The following is a 675-nucleotide window of genomic DNA, read 5'->3' as shown; positions in this document are numbered from 1 at the left end:
TAGGCTGATGCTTTACCTGCTTGTTGAGTTTGCATCGCCTTAGTCAGCCCAAGTTGACCAATTTGAGTGAACACGCCGACCAATACCAACATACACGTCAGGTAAAAATCTGGCATGACAAAGTTATCCCCCATAAACAGGATGGACGTTGGTAGCGCCACAAGCGGGAAGTAGAAAATGATCACCGAGCTGTCTTCGGTTTGGCTGAGCTTTCTTACAATGACATAAGCAATAGAGCTACCAAAAGCACCTAAAATAGCAATCATTACACTGAACATCGGGAGTGTTTGTGCAGATTCTACGCCGGTTTCTGGCCGAACCATGACGTAGACGCCGAGCAAACATAGCGCAATACAAATGAAGGTTGTGGGCTGAATTCGCTCTTTCAAAAAAATGACAGCGAGCAGCGCCGTAAATACCGGATGAATGTATTGGAAGATGGTTGCTTCTGCCAAAGGTAACGTGGTCACCGAATAGTAAACACACATCAGCGCGAAGGTGCCCACCGCGCCACGCGCTAAGAGTAGTGGTTTGTTGTTGCCCCAAACAGAGATTCGTTTTCGTTTCACATCTAAATAACTGATCACTAAAGAAACGAGTGCTCTTGCTGCAACGATTTCAAAGACAGGGATCCCATGAAGACTGACATGCTTTACCGTGGCCGACATTAGCGCG

The 675-nt window shown here is 46.8% G+C and carries 1 protein-coding gene; it reads right to left on the bottom strand.

What is annotated here, in order from left to right; translation table 11 throughout:
• Positions 1-675, bottom strand: a 675-nt coding sequence (locus tag R7Q46_RS27455; protein ID WP_318078315.1) for a DMT family transporter, incomplete at both ends; no start/stop codon positions are given.

The organism is Vibrio sp. 811 (genome assembly GCF_033339195.1).
Note: the sequence above shows the minus strand (reverse complement) of the source record. Positions and strands in the feature narration are given on the sequence as shown.